This window comes from Oribacterium sinus (assembly GCF_014202695.1).
Lineage (GTDB): Bacteria > Bacillota > Clostridia > Lachnospirales > Lachnospiraceae > Oribacterium > Oribacterium sinus.
This window is the reverse complement of the sequence record NZ_JACHHH010000002.1, coordinates 184,055-200,709: the sequence shown is the minus strand read 5'-3', so window position 1 is coordinate 200,709 and position 16,655 is coordinate 184,055. Positions and strand designations below refer to the sequence as shown.

16 protein-coding genes are annotated in these 16,655 nt (G+C 45.9%); 3 read left to right on the top strand and 13 right to left on the bottom strand.

What is annotated here, in order from left to right:
* Nucleotides 1-130: 130 nt before the first annotated feature.
* The 3 genes from HNQ46_RS02630 (at nucleotide 131) to HNQ46_RS02620 (ending at nucleotide 3,772) form a co-directional block, all read left to right on the top strand.
* On the top strand, nucleotides 131-1,051 hold the full coding sequence (locus HNQ46_RS02630) for an AAA family ATPase (RefSeq protein ID WP_183682637.1): 921 nt from the start codon (nucleotides 131-133) through the stop codon (nucleotides 1,049-1,051).
* Nucleotides 1,048-2,754 carry a vWA domain-containing protein gene (locus HNQ46_RS02625; RefSeq protein WP_183682634.1) on the top strand — a complete coding sequence of 569 codons (1,707 nt, stop codon included), beginning with the start codon at nucleotides 1,048-1,050 and terminating at the stop codon, nucleotides 2,752-2,754. The genes HNQ46_RS02630 and HNQ46_RS02625 overlap by 4 nt, the downstream gene beginning before the upstream one ends.
* Nucleotides 2,755-2,917: 163 nt before the next feature.
* Complete coding sequence (locus HNQ46_RS02620; protein WP_183682632.1) at nucleotides 2,918-3,772, top strand: DegV family protein; 855 nt, start codon at nucleotides 2,918-2,920, stop codon at nucleotides 3,770-3,772.
* A gap of 108 nt (nucleotides 3,773-3,880) precedes the next feature.
* Here the strand turns inward: HNQ46_RS02620 and HNQ46_RS02615 are convergent, their stop codons facing one another.
* The 13 genes from HNQ46_RS02615 to xseA all read right to left on the bottom strand — a co-directional run bounded on the left by HNQ46_RS02615 (nucleotide 3,881) and on the right by xseA (nucleotide 16,642).
* Entirely contained in the window at nucleotides 3,881-4,141 is a 261-nt protein-coding gene (locus tag HNQ46_RS02615; RefSeq protein ID WP_183682629.1) for a Txe/YoeB family addiction module toxin, read from the bottom strand.
* Complete coding sequence (locus HNQ46_RS02610; protein ID WP_007156998.1) at nucleotides 4,129-4,389, bottom strand: type II toxin-antitoxin system Phd/YefM family antitoxin; 261 nt, start codon at nucleotides 4,387-4,389, stop codon at nucleotides 4,129-4,131. The genes HNQ46_RS02615 and HNQ46_RS02610 overlap by 13 nt, the downstream gene beginning before the upstream one ends.
* A gap of 137 nt (nucleotides 4,390-4,526) precedes the next feature.
* Nucleotides 4,527-5,522: a peptidylprolyl isomerase gene (locus HNQ46_RS02605; protein WP_243155817.1), complete on the bottom strand. Its 996-nt coding sequence runs from the start codon at nucleotides 5,520-5,522 to the stop codon at nucleotides 4,527-4,529.
* Entirely contained in the window at nucleotides 5,500-5,970 is a 471-nt protein-coding gene (locus HNQ46_RS02600) for a divergent PAP2 family protein (protein ID WP_007157000.1), read from the bottom strand. Before HNQ46_RS02600 ends, HNQ46_RS02605 begins: the two co-directional genes overlap by 23 nt.
* A 130-nt stretch (nucleotides 5,971-6,100) precedes the next feature.
* Complete coding sequence (gene glgA / locus HNQ46_RS02595) at nucleotides 6,101-7,546, bottom strand: glycogen synthase GlgA (RefSeq protein WP_183682626.1); 1,446 nt, start codon at nucleotides 7,544-7,546, stop codon at nucleotides 6,101-6,103.
* A 155-nt stretch (nucleotides 7,547-7,701) separates the two neighbouring features.
* Complete coding sequence (recN, locus tag HNQ46_RS02590; RefSeq protein WP_183682623.1) at nucleotides 7,702-9,378, bottom strand: DNA repair protein RecN; 1,677 nt, start codon at nucleotides 9,376-9,378, stop codon at nucleotides 7,702-7,704.
* A 17-nt stretch (nucleotides 9,379-9,395) separates the two neighbouring features.
* Nucleotides 9,396-9,848, bottom strand: coding sequence for an arginine repressor (argR, locus tag HNQ46_RS02585; protein WP_007157004.1), 453 nt, complete (start codon nucleotides 9,846-9,848; stop codon nucleotides 9,396-9,398).
* Between the two features lie 12 nt (nucleotides 9,849-9,860).
* Nucleotides 9,861-10,676, bottom strand: coding sequence for an NAD(+)/NADH kinase (locus HNQ46_RS02580; protein ID WP_183682620.1), 816 nt, complete (start codon nucleotides 10,674-10,676; stop codon nucleotides 9,861-9,863).
* 167 nt (nucleotides 10,677-10,843) lie between these two features.
* Nucleotides 10,844-11,671, bottom strand: coding sequence for a TlyA family RNA methyltransferase (locus HNQ46_RS02575; RefSeq protein WP_183682617.1), 828 nt, complete (start codon nucleotides 11,669-11,671; stop codon nucleotides 10,844-10,846).
* A gap of 55 nt (nucleotides 11,672-11,726) precedes the next feature.
* Nucleotides 11,727-13,598, bottom strand: a complete 1,872-nt coding sequence (gene dxs / locus HNQ46_RS02570) for a 1-deoxy-D-xylulose-5-phosphate synthase (RefSeq protein WP_183682614.1) — start codon at nucleotides 13,596-13,598, stop codon at nucleotides 11,727-11,729.
* A 128-nt stretch (nucleotides 13,599-13,726) separates the two neighbouring features.
* Entirely contained in the window at nucleotides 13,727-14,800 is a 1,074-nt protein-coding gene (locus HNQ46_RS02565; protein ID WP_243155816.1) for a polyprenyl synthetase family protein, read from the bottom strand.
* Entirely contained in the window at nucleotides 14,793-15,056 is a 264-nt protein-coding gene (locus HNQ46_RS02560) for an exodeoxyribonuclease VII small subunit (RefSeq protein WP_007157010.1), read from the bottom strand. The genes HNQ46_RS02565 and HNQ46_RS02560 overlap by 8 nt, the downstream gene beginning before the upstream one ends.
* Nucleotides 15,057-15,220: 164 nt before the next feature.
* Nucleotides 15,221-16,642 (bottom strand): exodeoxyribonuclease VII large subunit, encoded by a 1,422-nt coding sequence (xseA, locus tag HNQ46_RS02555; protein WP_183682611.1) that lies wholly within the window; start codon nucleotides 16,640-16,642, stop codon nucleotides 15,221-15,223.
* Between the last annotated feature and the right edge of the window lie 13 nt (nucleotides 16,643-16,655).

The window sequence follows — 16,655 nt, the reverse complement described above, 5'->3', positions numbered from 1 at the left end:
AAAATCAAAGGATAGTTTTTTCATTTTTTTGTGCTATTCACATAAAAGATTAGGAATTTTTAGATTTCTGTACTAAACTGCGGTAAAATAGCCGTCAGAAAGAATAATAAAAGTAGATAGGGGATAGAAAATGAAGGATATTTTGACATTTTTAGAAGAAGAAGGTATTTCGGAGAAGCTTTTAGAGGAGCTGCGCTCCTTCCGTTCCTTTTACAAGCTGGAAGAAGAGGACGAGAAGCGTTTGCCGAAAATGGAGTATTTGTACTACGGAAAGGAAATCTGGGAAGCCGCCATTGCCGCCCTGCTTTCCGGAGCAAACCTGCTTTTGGACGGTCCTAAGGCCACGGGCAAAAACGTTTTAGCCCAGGGACTGGCTCTGGCATTTTCCCGTCCGGAATGGGATATTTCCCTTTATGTCAATTCAGACGCCTCCTCCCTGGTGGGTAGCGATACCTTTTCCCAAGGAGAAGTGAAGCTTCGTAAGGGACCGATTCTGGAGTGTGCCCTTCGTGGGGGCTTCGGCATCTTAGACGAAATCAATATGGCGAAAAATGAATCCTTGGCGGTACTGCACGCTACCCTGGACTTCCGTCACAGCATCGACCTGCCGGGCTACGGCCAGTTCCCCCTGCATGAAGCTACCCGCTTTATCGGCACCATGAATTACGGTTATGCAGGAACCAGAGAGGTAAATGAGGCCTTAGCTTCCCGTTTTCTGGTTCTCCACATGCCGGTGATCAGCGCGGAGAATCTGGATAAGCTTTTAATGCACCAATTTCCGAACTTATCGGAGGAATACAGAAAGCAGTTTGCCCTCCTCTTTTCTGAAATTCAGGAAAAGGTTTCTGGGGGTGAAATTTCCAGCAGGAGCTTAGACCTTAGAGGTTTAATTTCTTCTATTAAAGCAATGCAGAAGGGCTTATCCGTATCCAAGGCTTTGGAAATGGGACTGGTAAATAAGTCCTTTGACCTTTACGAAAGACAGTTGGTACAGGATTTACTGGATGCCAGAATTCCTAAAGAGCTTTCCGGAGAGCGTATTTTCCTATGATGCTGACAGAATTTGAAAAAAAACGGGCTGCCAATATGATTTGGAACGGTGCCCATAACTATAAGGTCTCTCCCGGCTACCGTATGTATGACTACGAAGGCAAGGCAGACCTGTATTGGAATACCATCATTGGTGCCAGCTATACGCATTTTGACTGGAAGAAATTAACGGCATTCTACAGCACCTTTCACGAAACTCTGGGGCAGGAAACCTACGAAACGCTCTTTTGGCTGGCTTTGGAAAATGCCACCTTCGAAAAGGAAAGTCCTCTAAGAGAAAGTCTGGCTCTCCTTCGTAGAGAATATTGCAAACGGAAGCTTCAGGAATTTATTCCCAGTATTGCGGAAAGCCGAGAAGGCTGGATCTTAGAAGGACATTATAAGACAGCCTTGGGAGAGGACTGCGGTCTGCCGAATCTGGTGGATCGAAAGCTTCTAAAAGAAGTGGAAATTTCCGGGGAGCTGAATACCGAAGAATGGATTCAAAGTCTTTCCAAGACCTTACAAAAATATTTTACCTATCTCCCCGGTCTTCCGGCTGCCATGCAGAAGAAAAAGCGGGAATTCAAGATTCCCCACCTTTTCTTTTGGCTAAAGGACGAGAACGGTACTTCTTCCGGAGCACCAAAAAAGCTGGTTTTAGGGCTTTTAGAACGAAGCAAGGGAGGGGCGGATAGCAGGGAAGTGGAAACCGCCTCCGAAAAATACCAAAAAATCACCGAGGAGGGTCTTCGAAAATACATTCAAAGCTATTTCGGACAGCCTCTCTTCGATAAGAAAAAATCCGAAGCCATGGAAAAAGCCTGCTGCATTGGAAACCATCAGGGGGCAAGGCTGTATTTTACCAACGGCAAGGAGGAAGAAAATCTGAAGGGCTTCGCGGCGAAGATGCGAAAGGAAATGGAAGCCCAGCGAAAGAAAAATGAACAGGCCTATGAAAAAGAAGAAAGCTATAACCAGACGCAGATTTTCAGACTAAGTCAGATGTTGAAAAATGCGCTTCTTAGCAGCTTGGAGCCAAGTCCTGTCCTTTCCAATCAGGGCAAATTGATTCCTTCTCTTTTGTGGAAACCCCTATATCTAAAGGGCCACAATAAAATTTTCCAAAAGGAAATTGCAGACAGTCAAGGCTCTCTCACGGTGGATTTACTGCTGGATGCCTCTTCCTCCCAGATTCATCGGATGGAAACCGTGTCCCAACAGGGCTATATTCTGGCAAAGGCTTTGGACAACTGCCGAATTCCGGTTCGGGTTTTCGGCTACTCCTCCATGAGCGGCTATACGATTTTGAATCGTTATCGGGATTATACGGAACGGAATAAGAACAAGGAAATTTTCCGTTACTTCACCACCGGTGCGAACCGGGACGGACTGGCACTTTCCGCTGTTTTGGAGCAGTTAAAGGAAAATACTGCCTCCCATCGCCTGCTAATCTGGCTTACGGATTTAACTCCCAACGATCTTTTGGAGGTAAGGAACAAAGCCAGAAACTATTCCGGAGATCTGGCCATTTCCGACATTCAGGAAATGGTGCATAAAGCCCACATGGAAAACATCTATGTACTACTGGCCTACACCGGAAAGGACAAGGATGTTCCCAATGCCCAGAAGATTTTCGGCAGAAATTTTGTGAAGGTCCAGTCTTTAGAGCATTTTTCCGAGCTAATGGGAAAAATGATTCAGGCGGAAATTCAAAGAATGTAAATAAAGTAAAGATTTTGCCAGTGGATAAAAGTAAAGATTTTGTCAGTAGATAAAAAACAAAACGAGAGTAATCAAAGGCCGGAATCCGGCTATACCTTGACAGTACTCCGCATTGCCCTATAATGGATGTAGTATTGAAAACTACTTAGAAAGGGAAAACCCTATGAAATATCAGATTATTTGTGACAGCTGTGGAGATTTTACACCGGAAATGAAGGCAGATCCTCATTTTCGTATGGTTCCCCTAAGCTTGGAAATCGGGGAATATAGAATCATGGATGATGAAACTTTTGATCAGGCAGATTTTATCAAAAGAATGGCTGCATCTTCCATCGGAGCGAAGACCGCCTGTCCTTCTCCGGAGGCCTTTCAGAAGGCCATTGAGGAATCCGATGCGGATGAGGTATATATTGTAACCCTTTCCGACCAGCTTTCCGGAACCTATCAGGCAGCCAAAATCGGCATTGATCTCTATACGGAGTCCCATGAAGATTCTCCCAAGAAGATTCATTTGTTTAACTCCAAGTCCGCTTCCGCCGGTGAGTGTAAGCTTTGCCTGGATATTCGAGAATGTAAGGAAGCCGGTCTCGGTTTTGTAGAAGTAGTAGATATTATCGAGAAAAAATGTAACGACATCGTAACGGTTTTCGTACTGGAGTCCCTGGAAACCTTACGGAAGAACGGTAGGCTTTCCGCCGTAAAATCCTTCTTGGCTTCCGCCTTAAACATTAAGCCCGTTATGGGTGCGGTAAACGGTACCATTGTAAAGTTGGACCAGCAAAGAGGTATGCAGAAGGCCTTAAAGAGAATGGTGCAGTTAGCTGTTGAGCGTGCCGGGGGTGCGGAAGCGGTAAAAGACAAACGACTGGTAATCACCCATGTCAATGCTCCTGAGCGGGCAGAACAGGTAAAAGAAGACTTCCTGAAGGAAGGAAGCTATAAAGAAATTGTGGTGACCAATGCCGCCGGTGTAGCCACCATTTACGCCAACGATCAGGGAATTGTTGCTGCACTTTAAGTAAAAGCTTTGGAAAACACAACGATTATTTAACATTCATAGTATAGGTACAAGCAAAATAGTTCTCATGGAGTATGATTAAATCGCTCCATGAGAACTATTTTCCTTTTATATTGTTTCATAATGAGACCACATCGATAGTATTTTAACCACGTTGTTTTCATTATCAACATTATAGACAATTCTATGTTTTATATTTACTCTCTTTGAAAATGTAGGAATTGGATATCCCAGTAATTTTTCAGTAGGTGGCTGATAAGGATTTTGCTCCAACTCGTCTAAAATTTTTTCAAAAATATCCTTTACATTTGACTGGAGTGCTTTTTTATAGTCCTTTGATGCTTGTTTAGTAAACTTTAGCTCATACATTGTTTTCTAAGCTCCTCACGGGACAAACATTCGTCGATTGGCTCATTGATTCCTTCCAATATTTTTTCTTTTAAATTGGGAATGCTCTCGATATAAAGAGATTCCTTTAAGCTATTCAGGTAACTCTCCGAAACCACAAAGAAATTCTCTCCCTCATCTCTTGTTACTGCTATCTCACGATTTGTATCTAAGGACTTAATATAGTCATCGAAATTATTTTTGAATTTTTTCTCACTTGTGATAATCATATTTTTCTCCTCTAGCTATACTTAATTATTTTTCGTCTCCTTAAGGCTATCACTATTCTTATCCCTTGAAAAGTCGCAAAAATATATTTTCATACTATAAGTCTCAAATATTTTTATTTGAGTAAGTAACCCATCCATTATTTCGCCTCCGCCACCTTCTCCTGATAATAGGAAAAGAAGTAATCCGCAGTGCTTCCCTCATGACTATGAAGGTCGATTTCCTTCCAGAAGGGTTCCCGGAAGCGGACAATATGCTCTTTTTGATAAGCCTCGTAGCTTTCCTGAAAATGTAGGGACCGAATAGCGGTTTCCAACCTCTCCTTTCGTTCCTTGGTAGCTTCCTCATCATAGGAGCTTAGACATTTTAAAATGTAGTACTTTCCATCCTGAGAAAACACGGAGGAGATTTCATTGTCCTCTAAGGAAAAGGCCACCTTCGCGTATTCATCCTCCCTTTCTCCATAGGCCAAGTTCTTCTGCAATTCCGGATCCTCGGAATACTGTCTGGCATAATAGGAGAAATTGGCTCCGGCAAGCTTTACCTTTTCTTCCAGCTCCTTCGCTAGGGCTTCATCCTGTACCACAATCTGTTCCACAGAAATCACCTTGGCTTCCGCCGCACTTAATTCCGTATCCACGTTGGCCAAAAGGGACTTTGCCGTCTTTTCCGCCACAAAGTAGGCCACATACATATCCACCACGTCCTTCAGACTGCAGTTTCCAAAGAAGGCCTTGTCCTCTTCGCTGAGACTTTGATAAAAGGCATTGGCCGCAGCTCGAATACTTTCCATCTCCGTTCCATTGGCGATAATTCCCTTTTCCTCCGCCATTAGATTCAAAGTACGGATATCCTGCAGAAATTCCTTGGTTTTTGCCAGGAAATATTCTCCGTAAGTTTTTTCCACCTGTCCGGCTACAGGGAGATCCCAAACTTCCTTCCCCATCACATTTTGAATCCGATTTCGCTCAGATCCCACCACAATCATAGCCTGTGCCTCAGTATAACCGGGGATATTCTCCGTTTTTCCGCTGATGGCAATTCCTTTACAGGAGCTTAGAAGAAAAAGCAGGGAAAGGATAAGGCAGAAAAACCGCCTTATCCTTTTCTTCTTATCCAAAATAGCCATAGACATACCCCATTCCTACTGCAATGGCAAGACCCAAAATGGCTCCCATTAAAACCTGCAGGGGACTATGCCCCACATATTCCTTTAGCTTTTTTTCAAATTCCTTACCGGTCCAGGCAAAGGGATTATCCAGTAAGAGACGATTCAAAATCACTGCCTGCTTTCCGGTTTCTCTTCTGACTCCGGTGGCATCATACATTACCACAACAGCAAAAACCAGAGCCACCGCAAAAATAGCGCTATCCACTCCGTATGAAATCCCGGCCGCCGTGGCTAAAGCCACCACCGTAGAGGAATGGCTGGAGGGCATTCCTCCCGAACCGGTCATTCTCTCCCAATTTATTCCCTTATTAAAATAAGCATCAATCGCTGTCTTACAAACCTGGGCAACAAACCAGGAGAGCAGAGCTGAGATCAATAAATAATTGTCTAAAAGTTGCTCTTGAAACGTCATGCCTTTTCTTTGTTTCCTTTCTTCGGCTTTTCATTTATCAATAAGCCTACTACGTTTTAATACCTTCTCTACACTTTGGATATAGCAGTTTCAGCTTTATTTTTAGCACTTTACCTTTCGCTGAAAGTATTTATCTTTCTACCAGCCAGTCATAAAGCTCCTGATACTGAAGAGCGGAACTCTTCCAAGAATAATCCTGTTCCATGCCCCTGGCAATCATTTCTTCCCAAGCCTCCCGATGGTCATAATACACCTGCTCCGCATAACGGATGCTTGCCATCATTTCATGGGCATTGTAATTGGCAAAGGAAAAGCCTGTTCCCCTTCCTTCATATTCATTGTAGGGCTCTACCGTATCCTTCAAGCCTCCGGTTTCCCGGACAATGGGAACCGTACCGTAGCGCAGGGCAATCAACTGGGAAAGACCGCAGGGCTCAAACAGAGAGGGCATCAGCAAGGCATCACAGCCTGCATAGATTTTATGACTCTTCTCTTCGGAATAGTAAATCTGGGCAGAAACTTTCTTAGGATACTTCCATGCGTAATGACGGAAGAAATTCTCATATCCGTCCTCGCCTGTACCCAAAACCACAAACTGAATCTTATCTTGGCAGATTTCATCAAAAACTCTTACTAAAAGATCCAGACCCTTTTGGTCCGTTAGTCGGCTAACCATTCCGATCAGCATACAATTCGGATCAGGCTCCAAGCCCAGCTCCTCCTGTAAGGCTTTCTTCACCTCCGGCTTTCCCATTCTGAAGGAAGCAGAGTCGTAGTGGGCAGGCAAGAAAGGATCTCGCTTCGGATTCCATTCCTCATAGTCAATCCCGTTTACAATTCCCCGAAGGTCATGGTCTCTGGCCTGTAAAAGGCCTTCCAAGCCCTCCCCGAAGAAGGGATACTGAATCTCTCTGGCATAGGTTTTACTGACGGTGGTAATGGCATCCGCATAAACCAAACCGCCCTTTAAAAGATTACCGTTTTTATCGCATTCCAGCTTATCCGGTGTGAAATAATAATCCGACAGCTCGGTAAAACGCTTAATGGTCTTAATATCCCACACCCCTTGGAAGCGAAGATTATGAATGGTAAATACGGAACGAATGGAACGGAAAAATTCACTTCCCGCAAAACGATCCTTTAATAAAACCGGTGCCAATCCGGTCTGCCAGTCATGACAATGCAGCACATCCGGATGAAAATCCAAAAGAGGAAGGGCTGATAAAGCCGCATAACAGAAGAAACAGAATTTCTCCAAGTCCCAGTACCAGTTTCCATAGGGTTTGTTTCCGGAAAAATAATATTCATTGTCAATAAAGTAGTAGAGAATCCCGTCTACTTCCTGTTCTAAGACTCCTACGTAGCGGGACTGTCCTAAATAGTCCATATAGAAGTGCGTCTTGTATTTTAGTTCATTCCTTTTCTCTTCAGGAATACACATGTATTTGGGAATCATCACCCTACAATCAAAGTAATTGGAATCCAGAGCTTTGGGTAAAGAACCGCACACATCCGCCAAACCTCCTGTTTTGATAAAGGGAACTGCCTCTGATGCAAGAAATAAAATGTTTTTCATCCTATCCTCCTTCCAAAATATCGCCTGTTTTCCGTAAATCCTAAACTGCTTATCCTTCCGTAGAAGCTGCTTATATTTGCTTTTTCTGTCATTTCGAAACAAAGTAGATCTCTATGAAGCTTTTGATGCGAAAGCTTAGACACTTCTTCCATATTCTATGCATTGGAAGCCTTAGCCTTCTTTGCCTTGGACTTTGTCTTCAGCTCTCTTGCATTTTCCAAGGAAGCCTCCGAAAGCTCATCTCCCCCAAGAAGCCTTGCCAGCTCTTCTATGGATTCCTTCTCCGTTAAGGGATGAATCCCTGTGTGGGTGACTCCATTCTCCACCGTCTTTTCAATGAGAAAATGATGGTCTGCCTTTGCCGCAATCTGGGGCAGGTGGGTTATCAAAATCACTTGGTGATTCTTCGCAATCTTCTGAAGCTTTTCTCCCACCTTCTCCGCGGTTCTTCCGGAAATTCCGCTGTCAATCTCATCAAAGATTAATGTAGAAACACCCTCTGTATCTGCCAACACCGTCTTAATAGACAGCATAATTCGAGAAATCTCTCCTCCTGAGCCTACCTCCCGAAGAGGGCGAAGAGGCTCTCCCGGGTTTAGGCTCACATAGGCTTCCACCTCGTCCAAGCCCTTTTCCGTCGGCTCCTTCTTCTCCTGAAAATGGAATTCGAATTTGGTGTCCAGGAATCCCATTTCCTGCATTTCCCCTTGGATTTGCTTGGCTAAGACCTTGGCATCCTCCTGCCGTTCCTTGGAAAGCAGCACTGCCTTCTCTCGTAGGAGCTTTTCCTGTTCCACTATGGCCTTCTTTGCCTTCTCTTCGTCCTTCTCATAGTCTAAAAGAAAAGTTCTTCTTTCCTCTTTCTTGGCCAATGCAGCCAGAGCCTTAGCTTCCGTGCCTCCATGCTTCATCATGACTCTGCGAATCTGTTCCAGCCGTTCTCCCAAGGTAAAGAGCTTTTCCTCATCCACCTCCGCATGGTCCAGATAATGGTCTAAAGAGCGGAGACAATCCTCTCCCACCGCCTCCAAGTCATAAAGGCTGTCGGAAAGCCCCTTTAAGCTTTCATCAAAATCCTTGGCCTCTTCCACCGCCTGAATGGGACGGTGAAAATCCATTTCCTCCAGACTTTCCTTTGCGGAAAGAAGCAGGCTCTTCAGCCTGTCCATATTTTCATAAAGGCTGTATTCCTTAGTAAGTTCCGCCTCTTCCCCCGCGGAAAGATGGGCATCCGCAAGCTCCTGAATCTCAAAATCCAGAAAATCCAGCTCCCTTGTTCTTTCCTCTTCCTTTAGGGAAAATTTCTGCAAGGCTCTCTTTTTTTCCTGTAGCAAATGGTAAGCATCCGCCACTTCCTCTAAAAGCTTTCCCCCCTGCTTTTTCCGAAAGCCGTCGATAATCTCCAAATGGGAGCCTTCCCGAAGCAGGCTTTGATGCTCATGCTGTCCATGCAAATCTAAAAGACCGCCGGTAATTTCCCGAAGCTTAGCCAGGGTAAGCCCTAAATCATTGACCCGAATATCGGACTTCTTTTCAGAAATCTTCCTGCGAATCAAGAGTCTTTCCTCTTCCAGCTCTAAATCCTCTTCCAAGGCTTGAATCCGGCGCACTTCCTCCTCTGTCAGAGAAAAGTCCAGCTCCACAATGGCCTGTTCCTTTCCATGACGAATCAGGTCTTTATTGGCCTTTTGCCCCAGAGCCAGCTGAATGGAGCCAAGCAAAATAGACTTTCCCGCTCCGGTTTCTCCGGTTAAGACATTTAAGCCGCCGGAAAACTCTACAACGGATTTCTCTATCAAGGCCAAATCTTTTACCAGCAGTCGATCCAGCATGCCTTCCTCCTTATGTGCTAGCCTCTCATCAGGCTTTCAATGCTATCCTTTAAAGCCTGACTATCCTTCTCACCGGAAGTTACACAGAAGATGGTATCATCTCCTGCAAGACTTCCCACGATCTCCGAAAAATGATGCTGGTCAATGGCCATAGCCACTCCATTTGCCATACCGGAAAGGGTTTTGATGACCAAAATATTACCTGCCACCGCCATGGATACCGTGCCGTCCCGCATAACCCGGACAAATTTCTCCAAATCTCTCTCTGGAGACTCCTTTAAAAGGCTCTGGTAAACCATCTTGCCGTGTTTTTGCATTTTCGTAAGCTGCAAAGACTTAATGTCCCGAGAAACGGTAGCTTGGGTTACAGAGTATCCCTCCAACTGTAACTGCTTAGCCAGCTCCTCCTGGGTTTCAATATCCTGTTCTTCGATTAAAGAAAGAATTCTATCCTGTCTTGTCTTTTTCATCAAAAACCTCTCTTATAAGTTTGCCATCTTCTCTCGCAAAGTATGAAGAAAACTTTCCTTGGAAAATTTAATCAAAACCGTTTCTTCCTTGGCCTTCCTGATTCGTACCACATCTCCGGCCAAAAGTTCGATAGGAGCCTCTCCGTCAAAGGACAGCACCTGATCTCCCCCCTCCATCACAATCTCCAGGGTTCTCCGATTATCCAAAACCACTGCTCTGGCATTTAAGGAATGGGCGCAGATAGGATTCATGATATATACCGGCGCTTCCGGGGAAATGATGGGGCCTCCCGCAGAAAGATTATAGGCGGTGGAACCTGTAGGCGTGGAAATGATGATTCCGTCTGCGGAATAGTGAACCATTTCCATCCCGTCGCAAAAGACCTGAAAATGATGTATGGACACCCCTCGCACTCTGGAGAGTAAAAGCTCATTCAAGGCAGACCTTGAAAATATCTCCTTTCCCTGTCGGAAAATGCTGCCGGAAAGCATAGCTCTTCGATCCTCCACATAATCCCCGGCCACAAGCCGTTCTATAGCTTCCGCAATTCTTCTTCTCTGGCGAATTTCCGTAAGGTAACCAAGATGTCCCGCATTGATTCCTAAAATCGGAACCGGCATTCCCTGTAAAACTCCGGTGGTATGGAGAATCGTGCCGTCTCCTCCCAAGGTAATCAGGCAATCCATCCCCACAAAATCCTCTCTGGAAAAATCCTTATTCAAAAAAATCTTGGGACGAATGCCTTTCTTCGCTAATTCTTCTTCTATGATTTTCTGGAAGCTCTCTGCCTCTGGCTTTGTTTGATTCACAATGAGTGCCAAATTCATGAATTTCTTTCCTCTCTAGTATAGCATATCTTCCGTTAGCTTGCTTAAACTATAAGTCTTGTGATGAATTTTATTTTAACTCTGAGTCTTGCGATGAATTTTATTTTAACTTTAATTCCTGCAATGAATTTTATTTTAGCTTTAATTCTTGCTGTCAACTTACTTATCTATAAGTCCCTGTGGGAATCTTCCGTAATACGCATAAGCTCGGCTTCCCAAGCCTCCGATAATGCCTCCTCGGCATTTCCCCTATCCTCCAAAAAGCAGAGGTACTCAATATTTCCTTCCGGCCCCTTAATAGGAGAAAAATCCAGTCCCTGTACTAAGAATCCGATGGAAGAAGCAAAGGACAGTACCTTTCGAATCACTTCCTGATGCACGGAAATGTCCCGTACCACGCCTTTCTTTCCTACCTGCTCTCTTCCCGCCTCAAACTGAGGCTTAATCAGGCAAACCACCTGAGAAGGAAGCTTTCCCAGCTTCTTCACCACAGGAAGCACTAAGGTCAAGCTGATAAAGGAAACATCAATGGAAAAGAAGGAGGGCTTTTCTCCCAGCGCTAAAATGTCCTCTTCCTCCACATAACGAATATTGCACTTCTCCAGGGAGTGCACTCTTTCATCATTTCGCAACTTCCAATCCAGCTGTCCGTGGCCTACATCTACAGCATAAACCTCCACCGCTCCGTTTTGCAGCATACAATCCGTAAAGCCCCCGGTGGAAGCACCGATATCCATACAAACTCTGTTTTCCAAAGAAATCGGGAAAGATTTTAGAGCCTTCTCTAATTTTAAGCCCCCTCTGGACACATAGGGAAGAGCCTTTCCCTTCACAAGAATCTCCGCATCCTCCGGAAAGCTGCTGCCGGCCTTATCTTCCTTTTCTCCATTTACAAAGACCAGCCCTGCCATAATGGCCCGCTTAGCCTTTTCCCGGCTTTCCATAAGCCCTCTTTCCACCAAAAGAACATCCAGCCGTTCCTTCTTTCCAGCCATGCTTTATCCTTTCTTAGATTCCAAGTTAATTTTTACTGCGCCCATACATTTCCCTTTATTCCTTAAATATCCCCTTCTCCTGCATGCTCCTGATAATGCTGTCAGAGTCAATGCCTAAGATTTCCCGAAGGGCGGAAACGCTTCCGTGCTCCACATAGGCATCCGGAAGAGCCACAATTTCCACCCTTATCTCCGGGTGACGGGCATTCATATATTCCAGGACAGCTTCACCGAAGCCGCCATTTCGCACATTTTCCTCTAAGCTAATGATAGTGTGATGTCCCTCTTCCACCAGCCTGTCCAAAATTTCCGTATCAATGGGCTTGGCAAAACGGGCATTCACAAGAGTTAAGTGATAGCCCTTCTTCTCCATCTTTTCCGCAATATGGGCTCCGGTGGACACCATGGAACCAAGAGCCAAAAGGGCAATTCCCTCTCCCTTTTTCAGAAGCTCCGCCTTTCCCAGAAGGATTTCCTCCTGCTGCTCTGAAAATCCCTGATAAGCTACACCTCTTGGATAGCGAAGGCAGATCGGAGCGGAAAAGGCTAGGGCAAAACGAAGCATTTCCTGCAGCTCCCGAGCATTTTTCGGTGCCATCACCGTCATGTTTGGCATCAGGCGAAGGTAGGACAGGTCAAAAATCCCCTGGTGGGTTTCTCCATCCGCCCCAACCAGTCCTGCCCGGTCAACGGCAAAGACCACCGGCAGCTTCTGTAGGCATACATCATGCACCAACTGGTCAAAGCCTCTTTGCAGAAAGCTGGAATACACCGCCATCACCGGCTTTAAGCCCATGCTGGCCATGCCCGCCGCAGAGGTTACCCCGTGGGCCTCCGCAATCCCCACATCAAAGAAGCGTCTGGGGAAGGCCTTTTCAAAGGCATCCAATCCGGTACCGTCCGGCATCGCCGCGGTAATGGCTACAATATTCCGATTCTTCCGGCCCTCTTCCACCATGGTCTGGGAAAAGACCTTGGTATAGCTGATGTCGGTACTTTCCGCCTTGTCCTTTCCGGTGGACAAATGGAAGGGACTCACCCCATGGTAATGGCTTGGAGACTTCTCCGCCGGCACATAGCCCTTTCCCTTTTTGGTGACCACATGGATTAAAACCGCATGATCCACCCTCTTCGCTTCCTGTAACACCGTCTCCAAAGCCTTAAGATCATGTCCATCCACAGGCCCCAGATAGGTAATGCCCATGTTTTCAAAAAACATGCCTCGAACAAAAAGCTGTTTAATGGAGTTTTTGGTATTTTTCAAACGATCCACAAGACTTGGCCCAAGGATAGGCACCCTGGAAAGTCCTGCCGCAAAATTCTCTTTGAAATGGGTGTAATTCTCATGAGAGCGAATACCGTTTAGGTAGGTGGAAATCCCCCCCACATTCTTGGCAATGGACATTTCGTTATCATTTAAAATGATAATGAAGTTCTTCTTCATTTTCGAAGCATTGTTTAAAGCCTCATAGGCCATGCCTCCGGTAAGGGCTCCATCTCCAATGACCGCTACCACCGTTTCCTTCCCTCCCAAAATATCCCTGGCCTGGGCTATTCCCAAAGCTGCGGAAATGGAGGTGGAGCTGTGGCCGGTATTAAAGCAGTCATAGGGACTTTCCTCCCGCTTGGGAAAACCGCTGATTCCCCCCAGCTGTCGAAGCCCGTCGAAGTCGTCCATTCTTCCGGAGAGAATCTTATGGGTATAGCACTGGTGTCCCACGTCCCACACCAGCTTATCCTGGGGCAGATTCAGGCTATGAAAAAGAGCGATGGTAAGCTCCACCACCCCCAGATTGGAGGCCAAATGCCCCCCATGCATGGAGGTTTTTTCCAAAATAAAGCGTCTCAGCTCCTTGGCCAAGGCCTTTTGTTCGGAAAGGGACAGCCTCTTTACATCCTCCGCCCCATGAATTGACTCTAATATCATGAAAAATCTCCTAATTCTTTCAACAAAGAGAAACTATCGCTTCTTCCAACAGACTTTCTCCATCGCTCCTTATTAAGAAAACAGATTTCCTTTTCGAAAGCTCCTAGTAAAGCAAAACTGCCTTCCTTCTAGCTCCTTCTGGAACAAAGATACTGACTAAAGGAAAGAAGAAAATCCAATGCTTCCCCATCTACTACATTTCGATCCAAGCTTTGTAAGAGGCTTCTGCCCTCTTCCGTATACTGCTCCACCATGGCCTCCGCCTTCTCCATGCCATAAAGGCTGAGAGCCGTGGTTTTCTCCTGCTCCGCATCAGAGTGGATAGGCTTTCCCAGCTCGGAAAAGCTGGAAATCTCATCCAAAATATCATCCCGAATCTGGAAGGCCAGGCCGATTTTCTCTCCAAAGGAAGCCAGCTTCTCCTGCTCTTCCAAATTGGCCCCTCCCAGTAAAGCCCCAATTTCTAAAGAGGCGGAAAGGAGAGCTGCGGTTTTCTTTCGGTAAATAAAGAAAAGCTCTTCCTCCGTTAAGGGCTGTCCTGTTTTTTCAATATCCAGCACCTGTCCCCCAATCATGCCCTCTATCCCGGCAGACTTGGCCAAAATCTTAAGGCCTTGCATGGTAGGGGAAAGAAGCTCTACACTGTCGCCCTTTTTCCCTTCCCTTTCCAAAACTTCCAGTACCCACTGAAAGGCGTAAAGGCTCAAAGAATCTCCTGCCAGTATCCCCTGGGCCTCCGTAAAACGGTACCAGGTAGCTTCCTTTCCTCTACGATACTTGTCATTATCCATGGCAGGCAGGTCATCATGACAAAGGGAAAAGCTATGAATCATCTCCATGGCCACCATAAAAGCTTCAGCCAAGGGTAGGAAAAGCTTCTGTCTCTTCTCCCCGGCGAAAAGCAAAAAGGCCTCTCGAAGCAGGATGGGCCGAATCCGTTTTCCTCCTACCATAAGGCTGTAGTTCATGGCTTCTATTCCGGTCTTCGCAGGCCCCTTTTCCTCCGGCAAAAATGCGGTCAGAATGGCTTCCACTTCCTGCCTTCTCTTTTGAAATCCCTCTTCCACGGAATACGGATTTAGAGCAGCATTAGCACCATTCTCAATGGATTTCATTCCCCATAAGCCGACCTTTTCAGATTCTATGCCATCTCTTGAAGAGTTCCTCTCTGCATTTTCGAACACCTGATTCTCCTTAAGCATCCAAGCCACCCTTTTGCTCGCTGTCTAAAAGCTTCACCTGCTTTTCAATCTGGTCAATGCTTTCATTAGCTTCCTTCAGCAAAGAAACCGCCTTCTGGTAAATGGCAAAGCTTTTTTCCAAGCTATCCTCGCCCTCCATCTTCTCCAGCAGGCCGTCTAAATTTTCAAAAATCTCGTTTAAATCCTTCTTTTCCTTCTGCTCTTTCTCCGCCTTCTTCAGCTTCTGCTCTTCGACTTTCTTTTCCTCTGTTCCCATACAGGCTCCTTTCTCTAGGCGTTTCTCCTATTCTATACCAAACTGCTATTGCTCCGGCTTTTATACTTAAGCTCTATTTCGCGAGCTTTTTCCATGCATATCCGCTATTGCTTCGACTTTTCCGGCCCAAACCTCTATTCCTTCGGCTTTTCCAATCCAAGCCTCTATTTCTTCGACTTCTCCGGCCCAAGCCGCTCTTCCTTTTGCTTTTCCAAAACCTTGGCCTTGGCAGTGCCGTCCGTGAAATGAATCTGTAAAATCTCTCCCATTTTCACCTGCTCCACACTACTCATCCGCTTACCGTCTTCCCTTTGCACATAGGAAAATCCCTTGGACAGCAGGCGCAGGGGGGAAAGGGCATCGAATTGATCGGAAAGGATAGCTAACTGATGCTTCTTCTTTTCCAGCTTCCCTTCCATGAGCCTTGGAAAATGTCGATACCGCTCCTCTTTGTTTTTCGCAAGAAGAATTTTTTCCTTCATCTTGTGGGGAAAGACCTGATACTCTCCCATCCTGTCCTTGGCATTTGTAAGCTTTCTTTCCATCCACTGAGGGAATACCCGGTAAGGAAGAAGCGCCGATTTATTTTCCTGAATACATAGTTCCATCTGCCTTTGAAAACGACTTTCCAAATCCAAAATTCTATGCTGTTTTCCCTGTAAAATGTTCCTTGGGTGAAGGACGGAAAAACGTAGCTCCTCCTCCTTAACCCTTTGACGCATTTTCTGAATAATCCGCTCCATCCTTTGATGGAAGCTATAGGTATAGCTTGCCAAATCATCCACAAACTGCATATAGTCGAAAACCGCAAGCTCCGCTGCCGCAGAGGGGGTGGGTGCTCGCAAATCCGATACAAAGTCCGCAATGGTGGTATCCGTTTCATGTCCCACAGCGGAAATGATGGGGGTGTCCGCATTGAAAATAGCCTTAGCCACCGCCTCTTCGTTAAAGGCCCAAAGATCCTCTATAGAACCGCCGCCACGCCCTACTATCAGCACATCCAAGCCCATCTGGTCCAGACGGGCAATCCCCTTGCAAATGGAAGCCACAGCCCCCTCACCCTGTACCAAAGCCGGATAGAGGAAAAGCTCCACAAAAGGATTTCTCCGCTTTGCGATTTGGATAATGTCTCTTACCGCCGCTCCGGAGCTTGCGGTAACAATACCGATTTTTCTGGCATATTTGGGAATCGGCTTTTTATACATAGCGTCAAAAAGCCCCATTTCCTGTAATTCCTTCTTCAGGGCCTCAAAGCGAAGATAGAGGTCTCCCTGTCCGGCTCTTTGGAAGGAATCCGCATAAATCTGATAGCTGCCTCCTGCCTCATAAACACCGATACGGCCGGAACACAGTACCTTCATTCCATTTTCCAACGGAAAAGCAAGCCCCGCCCTCTTTCCCGCAAACATAATGCCGGAAAGCTGCGAAGCCTGGTCCTTTAAGGTGAAGTAAATATGTCCAGAAGGATGCATTTTCAAGTTGGAAATTTCCCCACTGACGGTAATGTGGGAAAGGAAGAAGTCTTCCTGCATCAATCGTGCCAGATAGCGATTTACCTGACTAACCGTATATTCTTTATTTGCCATAGGCTACTGTTGA

Bases quoted from the DNA above. Each gene is read 5' to 3' on its own strand.
- HNQ46_RS02630 (WP_183682637.1), top strand. From the start codon at position 131: ATGAAGGATATTTTGACATTTTTAGAAGAAGAAGGTATTTCGGAGAAG.
- HNQ46_RS02625 (WP_183682634.1), top strand. From the start codon at position 1,048: ATGATGCTGACAGAATTTGAAAAAAAACGGGCTGCCAATATGATTTGG.
- HNQ46_RS02620 (WP_183682632.1), top strand. From the start codon at position 2,918: ATGAAATATCAGATTATTTGTGACAGCTGTGGAGATTTTACACCGGAA.
- HNQ46_RS02615 (WP_183682629.1), bottom strand. From the start codon at position 4,141: ATGTATGAGCTAAAGTTTACTAAACAAGCATCAAAGGACTATAAAAAA.
- HNQ46_RS02610 (WP_007156998.1), bottom strand. From the start codon at position 4,389: ATGATTATCACAAGTGAGAAAAAATTCAAAAATAATTTCGATGACTAT.
- HNQ46_RS02605 (WP_243155817.1), bottom strand. From the start codon at position 5,522: ATGTCTATGGCTATTTTGGATAAGAAGAAAAGGATAAGGCGGTTTTTC.
- HNQ46_RS02600 (WP_007157000.1), bottom strand. From the start codon at position 5,970: ATGACGTTTCAAGAGCAACTTTTAGACAATTATTTATTGATCTCAGCT.
- glgA (WP_183682626.1), bottom strand. From the start codon at position 7,546: ATGAAAAACATTTTATTTCTTGCATCAGAGGCAGTTCCCTTTATCAAA.
- recN (WP_183682623.1), bottom strand. From the start codon at position 9,378: ATGCTGGATCGACTGCTGGTAAAAGATTTGGCCTTGATAGAGAAATCC.
- argR (WP_007157004.1), bottom strand. From the start codon at position 9,848: ATGAAAAAGACAAGACAGGATAGAATTCTTTCTTTAATCGAAGAACAG.
- HNQ46_RS02580 (WP_183682620.1), bottom strand. From the start codon at position 10,676: ATGAATTTGGCACTCATTGTGAATCAAACAAAGCCAGAGGCAGAGAGC.
- HNQ46_RS02575 (WP_183682617.1), bottom strand. From the start codon at position 11,671: ATGGCTGGAAAGAAGGAACGGCTGGATGTTCTTTTGGTGGAAAGAGGG.
- dxs (WP_183682614.1), bottom strand. From the start codon at position 13,598: ATGATATTAGAGTCAATTCATGGGGCGGAGGATGTAAAGAGGCTGTCC.
- HNQ46_RS02565 (WP_243155816.1), bottom strand. From the start codon at position 14,800: ATGCTTAAGGAGAATCAGGTGTTCGAAAATGCAGAGAGGAACTCTTCA.
- HNQ46_RS02560 (WP_007157010.1), bottom strand. From the start codon at position 15,056: ATGGGAACAGAGGAAAAGAAAGTCGAAGAGCAGAAGCTGAAGAAGGCG.
- xseA (WP_183682611.1), bottom strand. From the start codon at position 16,642: ATGGCAAATAAAGAATATACGGTTAGTCAGGTAAATCGCTATCTGGCA.